This is a genomic window from Stenotrophomonas sp. GbtcB23, from assembly GCF_019091045.1.
Taxonomy (GTDB): domain Bacteria; phylum Pseudomonadota; class Gammaproteobacteria; order Xanthomonadales; family Xanthomonadaceae; genus Stenotrophomonas; species Stenotrophomonas rhizophila_A.
This window is the reverse complement of sequence record NZ_JAGXKC010000071.1, coordinates 1-7,669: the sequence shown is the minus strand read 5'-3', so window position 1 is coordinate 7,669 and position 7,669 is coordinate 1. Positions and strand designations below refer to the sequence as shown.

Below are 7,669 nucleotides of genomic sequence, written 5' to 3'. Positions count from 1 at the left end.
CCGATCCCTGGTCGGCGGCCGTGTGGGACCACCGCCTGCCGGTGCTGGTCGACGAGGGCACACCCTCCACCCCGGTAATGCGCCCCACGCGCGGTGCCGGCGCCCGCCGCTGGATTGCCGTCGCCGCACTGGTGATGGTGGTGGGCGCCGGCGGCTGGTGGCTCTACGACCGCCAGCGGCCGGCCACGCAGGTCCGCACGCTGGAAGCGGTACTGGCGAAATCCCCCTATAACTACACCGTGGTGCATGACGCCGACGGGCGCCTGTATGCCTTCAGCGACAGTGCCGAGGCCGTGGCCTGGGGCCAGCGTGCCAGCCAACGTGCCGGGCGCCTGCAGGACCAGTATCGCGAGCGCCACATGGAGGCCGCACGCATCGGTGCCGTGCTCGACAGTGCCAGCGTGCCTTACGCGGTAATCCGCCTGCGCACCCCGCAGCGCCCGGAAGTGGTGATCACCGCACTTGGCTTGAACGATGCCGAGCGCCAGCGCCAGGTGCAGGCCCTGCTCGTACCGCAGATGCCATACGCGGCCAGCATTGATGTGCGACTGGTAGGCGATGGTCAGCTGGTGGCCATCGCACGTGACGAGCTGCGCGCGCGTGGCATTACCACCCGCACCGGCAACCATGCCGGCCGGGCCAGCATTTCCAACGACGTGTTCCTCGATGACGCGTCGCTGCACGCCATGGCGCAGTACCGCGACGATTTCGTGCAGCAGTGGGGCGAGCGCCGCGTGCGCATCAGCATCCGTTTGTGGGACGACCTGCTCAAGGGGCGTTCCTACCAGTATTCCCAGGACCAGCTGCTCTCGGTGGGCGAAGGTCGCTGGGATTTTTCTACGGCAGGTAGCCGTTGACCTTTCTTCCGGAGTAACTGTAATGACTACACCAACCGTTGGTACCAAGCCCGTTCCGGGCGACGATTTTGATGGCGATGTCCAGGGCCCGAAGTGGGGCTGGTTGGGCGACCACAGCGATAGATTTGACGCGGGGGTAACATCCCTGAAGAAGGCGCTGGACGATGCGTTCAAGAAGATTGCCGGTGACGGCATTCCTGGCGGCGACGAGGGTGATCCGACCAACCCGGCGCACCTTGCCGACTATCAGACCGCGCTGTCGGCCTACACCACCTACCGCACCCTGCAGTCGAACTCGGCCAAGAGCCTGTCCGACATGCAGAAGCAGAACGCCCGCAACCTGGGTTGATGACCTCCTGTGCCGGCAGCGGTGCTGCCGGTACCAGGACCCTATGCGGATGTTCCGCAGGAGATGCACCCGTGCAAGTGACACAGATCGCTACCGAGATCGACGTGGTCGGCGGCGCTGAAGGCGCCGCCGTACCGCTCTCGGATCGCATGAGCCAGGCGTTGGCCAACGGCTACGTCAGCGCCGGCAATGATCTGGCCTCGATCCAGGCCGCCAGCAACAATCCCGCCACCGCATCGAGCCCGGCTGCGCTGCACGAGCTGCAGCTCAACCTGGCCGATTACACCAAGCGCATGATCGTCGCCGCCGGCCTGGCCAACCACGCCAACAAGACGGTGGAGACGCTGCTCAAGTCATGAACATGCCGCCTTTTGCGGTGGCCGTGCGCCGCCTGTGCCGGTGGCGTGTGGTGCTGCCCCTGCTTGCGCTGGTGGTGCTGGTTGGCTGCGCGCGCAAGCCACTGCTGGAAAACCTGGACGAGCGCCAGGCCAATGAAGTGATTGCCGTACTGCTCCGCCATAACATCGACGCCGAAAAGCTCAACCTGGGCAAGGGCGGCTATCAGGTCCAGGTGGGTCCGCGCGATCTGCCCGAAGCCATTGAGCTGATGCAACGCAACGACCTGCCATCGGCGCCGCGCAGCCAGGTGTCGGCGGCGTTCCCGGCCGATTCTCTTGTCAGTACGCCGCTCGGTGAGCGTGCGCGGCTGATTTCGGCGGTGGAACAGCGGCTGGAAGAGTCATTGCAGCTGATCGATGGCGTGCAGTCCAGTCGCGTGCACCTGAACTACGATGCCAACCTGGGCACCGAAGGCCGACGTGCCGAACGCCGGCGTATGCACGTGGCGGCCGTAGTGGCGCATGAGCCAGGTGTCGATGCGGAAGTGCTGTTGCAGACCGTGAAGCGCTTCCTGCGCAACACCTTTGATGGCGTGGAGTACGACAACGTCTCGGTGATCCTTACCGAGGTCGAGGGGCCGCGGACGCTTGCCGTGACGGCCGGCAACGAACGCAGCCTGCCGCTGGCCTGGGTGCTGCTCTGCGGTGGCCTGGCCCTGATGTTGCTGCTGGGCGGGTGGGTGCTGGTGCGTCTGGTGCCGGCGGTCGGCAACCGCCTGCGCACGGCATGGCAGCGGGTCAGCGCGCGCGGCACCGGCACTGGCCCTGGCCCTGGCGCAACCGGCTGGAGGCGCTGGCGTGGCGCATGATGCCATGCACATCGCTTATGCCCCGGCTGCGTACTACCGGCCGTGGCGGGCGGTGTACGCCGACGCCTCCCTGGATCAGCAGCGCTGGCTCAACACCACGCTGATCCGCCAGCGTCGCCTGCCCATGCCGGCAACGCTGGCGGCTCCCGCGGATGTGCTGACGCGGCGGTTGATGGGCCTGTGGCCCAGGCTGCCGGAGGTGGCCACGCTCATGGCGGCCGCGCGGCTGCGTGACTGGCTGGCGTCGCAGCGTGGCTGTTCGGCATTGCCGGCCACGGTGCAGGCGTTCATGCGGGCCGATCATGCGAGGCAATCGGGGGGCTGCGTGCAGGCGCCCGTACCGGCGGACCTCTCCAGGGTGCTGCTGGTCTGGGGCGGCGTGGAGCTGCAGCCGTTGGCACCGCTGCTGCCCGCCTGGCTCTCCGCGCGGCTCTCCCTTCCATTTGCGCCGATGGCGGGCGACACCCTACGCCCGCTGCCGCGTGAGCGTATCGACCTGGACCTTTTCTGGACGGCGGTGACCTATGTTGAAAAGCTTTCCTGAGCACGTGCTGGCACATGCGCAGGGCGGGGTGATCGCGCCCAGCGCGCTGGGCCAGGCGGCACGGGCCGACCAGCTCGAATCCGCCGCGCGGCGCCGCGCCTCCGCTGTATTGGGGGCGTTGCCCGAGCAGGTGGACGCCGCCATCGCACAGGCGCGCGTTGATGGATTCGGCCAGGGCTACGCCGACGCCATTGCCGAGGCGGTGCCATTGCTGGCGGCCGCGTTGGGCGATGTACAAGCCACGCGTCAAGCGGTACTCGGCCAGGTGCGTGAGGTGATCTCCGCAAGTCTTGCCGCCGAGGGCGTGGACGCGGCCTTGGTGGTACGTCGCTGCGAGCAGTTGCTGGGTACGGCCGAGGCGGGTCTGGTGCTGTACGTGCCTGGGCAGATGCCTGCACTGGGCGAAACCGTGTTGGCGCAGCTGGCGACGAAGGCCGACGCTCCGCCTGTGCAGGTAGTAGCGTCCCGGTCGGCGTTGCCGATGCTCAAAGCCGGTCCGTTGTTGTTTGAACTGGACCCGGTGGGCGCGATGGCCGCCGCCGTGGAAGCCAGCGTGGATGCCAGTGCACTGGAAGCGGCCGCGCGCCAGCGTGCCGGTGCCTATGTGAGCGGGATCGACGCCCGCCTCAAGCGATTGCCCTTACCCCTGACCCCGATTGGAGTAGATTGATGATGCTTGAAAAACTGGGGGCGATGGCGCCCCTCAACACCGCTACGGTGGAAGGCCAGAAGCAGACGCTGATGCAGCGCATGCAGGCCGCGGTGGACGATCCGTCCATCAACCCACCCGAGCCTGGCATCAACCCGCCGGAGCCCGGTCACGACATCAAGCCGATCGCGCCGGACATGGCGGAGGTGACCCGGGAAATGGCCGCGAAGTTCTTCCGCGACGAGTTCATGCGGCTGATGATCTTCGGCGATGAGGACATGCTCGGCGCCAAGCCCGACGACGTGTGATCTGCAGTGCGGGCCGCAAGTGCGGCCCGCACTCCGTTTCAACGCGACGGCGGTGCCTCGCTGGTGGCCGGCGCGGCCAGCCAGCGCTCTATCTTCGCCTCCAGGATATCCAGCGGCATCGAGCCATCGCGCAGCACCTCGGCATGGAACCGGCGCGGGTTGAACGCCGCACCCTGCGATGCCTTGGCCTTGTCGCGTAGCTCCATCATCTTCAGCTCGCCCAGGCCGTTGGCCAGGGTCTGGCCGGGCAGGGCCATGAAGCGCTCCACCTCGGCGGTGGCATCTTCCACCGGCATGTCGGCGGTCTTGACCAGATAGTCCACCGCCTGCTTCTTGCTCCATCCCTGCGCGTGCACGCCGGTGTCGGCGACCATGCGGGCGCTTCGGGTGAGTGCACCCTGCAGGTAGGCAATGCGCGCGTAGGGATCCTGGTATACGCCCAGTTCCTCGCCCAGCGATTCGGCATACAGGCCCCAGCCCTCGACGAATGCAACATCGCCGCCGAGGCGGCGGAAGCGCGGCAGCTTGTCCAGTTCCTGCTGCAGGCCCAGCTGTACGTGGTGGCCGGGAATCCCTTCGTGCAGGTACTGCGCCGGCGCCGACCAGGTACGGCGGCTGGGCAGGGCATTGGTGTTCACGTACAGCACGGCCGGGCGCATGCCGTCGGGCAGCGACGGCTGGTAACTCACGGCGGCCGCGCTGGCGGCGCGGTCGGCTTCCACCGGGCGGATTTCCAACGGTGCCTTGGGCAGCGTATCCAGCAGCGAAGGCAGGCGCGCGCCCACCTGCTGCTGCAGTTGCTTGTAGCGCATCAACAGCGCATCGGGCGTGGCGTACTGGAAGTTCTTGTCAGTACGCATGCTGCGCAGCAGCTTCTGCTGCGAGCCGCGGATGCGGTTTTCCTTCATCACCGCCGCAATCTGCTCCTGCAGGCTGGCCACGCGCTGTTCGCCCAGCGCATGGATCTGCTGCGGGGTCAGCGTGCTGGCGGTGCTCTGCACGATGTTCTGGGTGTACCACGCCATGCCATTGGGCAGCGCGGACAGCCCATCGGTTTTCCGGGTGGCCGGCAGATATTCAGTGGCGATGAAGCCACGCAGCGCGCGGTAGGCCGGCATCAGCCGGAATTCGATCATGCGCTTGTAGTCGGCGGTGATGCGCGCCTTGTCGGCCTCCGGGAAATCGTCGGGCATGTTGCGCACCGGCGCCCAGAAGATGCTTTCTTCGGCGGTGGGCTTGATCACCGCATCCAGCTGCGGCAGCACCTTTTCCATCAGGTCGCGCGGCTGCACCACGCCGGCACGCATGCCTTCGCGCATGTTGGCGATGGCCTGGTCGAACAGCGGCGGAATGCCCAGCGAGCGCTTGGACCAGGTGTCGTAGTCCTGCACGGTGTTGAACGGCTGCGCGCCCGAGCCGGAACCCAGGATCGCCATGATGCTGCCGAGGTTGTAGTACTGGCTCACCGGCAGCATCCAGCCCGGGTACTTCTCGGCCGCCAGCGACATGCGCGCATCGCGCACGAAGATCTGGTAGCTCAGCAGGTCCTGGCCGGTGAGGCCGTCCGGGCCGATCTTCTCGACCTTGCCCAGCCATTGTTCGGTGAAGTCATGCGACTGCTGGCGGTAGGCGGCCGAGAGGATGTTCGGCAGCTGGTCGTTGTGGCGGGCATCGCCCTGGAACGTGGCCTGCAGCGGGTTGAGTCGCATCGAGGCGTCCCAGTACTCGTCGTAGATGCGCTCGAGCTGGGCGGCCTTGGTCTGCTGGCGCACCAGCGGCTGCCGCGCGGGGGCTGCGGCGGGGCGGGCGCGGGGTTTGGCCCTGGGCTTGGCCTGGCGCGTCTGTGCGGCGGCGGGCCGGTTGGCCTTCTTCTTGGCGGCTTCGGCCGGGGCAGCGGCAGTGAAGACCAGCAGTGAGGCAATCACGAGCGCCAGGGCACGGGCGGGGTGGGGCATCGAATGCTTCCGTAAATCCTATACAGACCCGGGAGCTTGCCTGATTCAGCCGGACACAACCACCTCAGCGCCCCGCTCAGGATGCCGGCGTACAGCGTAGAGACACGCCACGCGCGTCCCACGCAGCGCGGGCCGAAGCCCGAACACCCCTATTCAGCGCTCCCCAGCCCGCGTAAACGGCACGGTTTCAGGCGCCACAGCCCCACCGGAGATGATGAAGCTCATCGCCTGGTCCACTGTCCAGTCGGTCGGGGTCAGCAGCTCCACCGGCACGATTTCCAGGTACCCGGAGGTCGGGTTGGGGGTGGTCGGCACATACACGGCCGCCAGCTCGCGGCCGGTGCCCTGTTCACGGATCACCCGCGTCACCAGGCCCACCGCCTTCATGTCCCGGTGCGGGAAGTCGATCAGCACCACGCGCTGGGTGGTACCCGGCTCGGTCTGCAGCATGTCCAGCAGTTTCTTGGCGCTTTCATAGATGATGCTGGCCAGCGGAATGCGCTTGATCACCGCACCGAACCAGCGCAGCAGGCGCTGGCCAATCACGCGCCGGCTGAGCACGCCCACGCTCAGGATGACCAGCAGCGTGGCCAGCAGCCCGAACACGTTCTGCATCCACTCGACCTTGACCCAGCCCAGGTAATGCGGGAACGAGGCGGCGATCTGCGCCGACAGCGGCACCACCACCGGGCTGCTGATGCCCGAGAGCAGCACGAACACGAACTTGATGACCACCCAGGTCAACCAGATCGGCAGCAGGGTGAGCAGGCCGGTCAGGAACAGGCGCTGCAGGGAGGGGCGCGGTACGAGGTGGGGGGCTTCAGGCGACATCGGCGCATTGTAGCGGGGCGCGGGCCCGGTTTACGCGGCCAGCCACCACAGAATGCGTCCTGCCGGGAAATGCTGTGTTGACCGCGGTGAAACGGGCTGGATCACGATTGCCGCACCACCGGCCGCACGTCAAACGCGCGCCTGTGGCTTCAACCGGATGTACACCTGCTTGCGCACCCGCGCCACGACCTCACCCTGCGCATCGACGATGTCATTGCTGAACCAGTGCAGATACTTCTCACCACTGGCGGTAGCTGCCCGCAACTGATCCAGCAGCGCCTCATCCAGCCGGAACTCGGCGGTCACCGTCCCACGGCCAGGCTTGAGGAACTCGATCTCACCCGCCCGATCCCACACGTAGTAATCGCGCCCCAGGTTCTGCATGACGGTCAGCATCCAGAACGGATCGGTCATCGCAAACAGGCTGCCACCAAAGTGCGTGCCCACATAGTTCTTGTTCCACGGCCGCATCCGCAGCTCCACCCGGACATACCGGTAGTCGGGCGTGACCTGCGAAACATGGATGCCGGCAAACAGAAACGGCGGCCACAGGTTGAGTCCATGGCGGAACAGGCTGGCTTTCATACAGTGGTGACCGGCAGGGGAGGTGCAGAGAGATTACCATCCGTTACCGTATGGTTTGCAATCCGCGCCCTCCACCGGTAGGGCAACGGTCGACCTGCTTCCGGGTCGACCGTTGATCAAGGAGACTGCACCGCTTTTCAGTCGACATAGCACTGGATGTCGTCACCGGCGCGCCTGCAGACGAAGCGTAAATCCCCAGTGTCCGGCAGCGTTCCGTGGACCGGAATGTGGGCCCACAAAGCGCGTTCAATAAATGCTTCAGCTAGTTCCCGCTGACTACGGGAGAAATGAAACCACTTCTCTCCCTCTATCGGCGCGAAGTCGTCTCTTTTTTCTTGAATGTTCCCCTGAAAAGAATACGATTCGGCGTTTTGATAAACCCAC

11 protein-coding genes are annotated in these 7,669 nt (G+C 66.2%); 7 read left to right on the top strand and 4 right to left on the bottom strand.

The features are described 5' to 3' along the window. The 7 genes from KVS69_RS17330 to KVS69_RS17300 form a co-directional block, all read left to right on the top strand. On the top strand, positions 1-857 hold an 857-nt coding region (locus tag KVS69_RS17330), incomplete at its 5' end, for a PrgH/EprH family type III secretion apparatus protein (protein WP_302675379.1). Between the two features lie 22 nt (positions 858-879). Further along, positions 880-1,206 (top strand): EscF/YscF/HrpA family type III secretion system needle major subunit, encoded by a 327-nt coding sequence (locus KVS69_RS17325; RefSeq protein WP_083214191.1) that lies wholly within the window; start codon positions 880-882, stop codon positions 1,204-1,206. 71 nt (positions 1,207-1,277) lie between these two features. Continuing rightward, positions 1,278-1,565 (top strand): type III secretion system inner rod subunit SctI, encoded by a 288-nt coding sequence (sctI, locus tag KVS69_RS17320; protein ID WP_141236235.1) that lies wholly within the window; start codon positions 1,278-1,280, stop codon positions 1,563-1,565. Next, positions 1,562-2,413: a type III secretion inner membrane ring lipoprotein SctJ gene (gene sctJ / locus KVS69_RS17315; RefSeq protein ID WP_217539164.1), complete on the top strand. Its 852-nt coding sequence runs from the start codon at positions 1,562-1,564 to the stop codon at positions 2,411-2,413. The genes sctI and sctJ overlap by 4 nt, the downstream gene beginning before the upstream one ends. A 4-nt stretch (positions 2,414-2,417) precedes the next feature. Continuing rightward, positions 2,418-2,957, top strand: a complete 540-nt coding sequence (locus KVS69_RS17310) for a hypothetical protein (protein ID WP_217539163.1) — start codon at positions 2,418-2,420, stop codon at positions 2,955-2,957. Continuing rightward, positions 2,941-3,627 (top strand): hypothetical protein, encoded by a 687-nt coding sequence (locus KVS69_RS17305; RefSeq protein WP_217539161.1) that lies wholly within the window; start codon positions 2,941-2,943, stop codon positions 3,625-3,627. The genes KVS69_RS17310 and KVS69_RS17305 overlap by 17 nt, the downstream gene beginning before the upstream one ends. Further along, positions 3,627-3,914 carry a hypothetical protein gene (locus tag KVS69_RS17300; protein WP_068853559.1) on the top strand — a complete coding sequence of 96 codons (288 nt, stop codon included), beginning with the start codon at positions 3,627-3,629 and terminating at the stop codon, positions 3,912-3,914. The genes KVS69_RS17305 and KVS69_RS17300 overlap by 1 nt, the downstream gene beginning before the upstream one ends. Before the next feature lie 38 nt (positions 3,915-3,952). On the opposite strand, the gene KVS69_RS17295 is transcribed toward KVS69_RS17300, so the two are convergent. From KVS69_RS17295 to KVS69_RS17280, 4 genes are all read right to left on the bottom strand, one after another. Beyond that, positions 3,953-5,869: a DUF885 family protein gene (locus KVS69_RS17295; protein WP_217539159.1), complete on the bottom strand. Its 1,917-nt coding sequence runs from the start codon at positions 5,867-5,869 to the stop codon at positions 3,953-3,955. Between the two features lie 153 nt (positions 5,870-6,022). Further along, a complete protein-coding gene (locus tag KVS69_RS17290) occupies positions 6,023-6,700 on the bottom strand; it encodes a DUF502 domain-containing protein (protein WP_068853557.1) in 678 nt (225 codons plus the stop codon). A 129-nt stretch (positions 6,701-6,829) separates the two neighbouring features. After that, entirely contained in the window at positions 6,830-7,285 is a 456-nt protein-coding gene (locus KVS69_RS17285; protein WP_217539158.1) for a DUF4442 domain-containing protein, read from the bottom strand. Positions 7,286-7,422: 137 nt separating this feature from the next. Then, the coding region (locus KVS69_RS17280) for a hypothetical protein (protein WP_217539155.1) at positions 7,423-7,669 on the bottom strand (247 nt) is incomplete at its 5' end.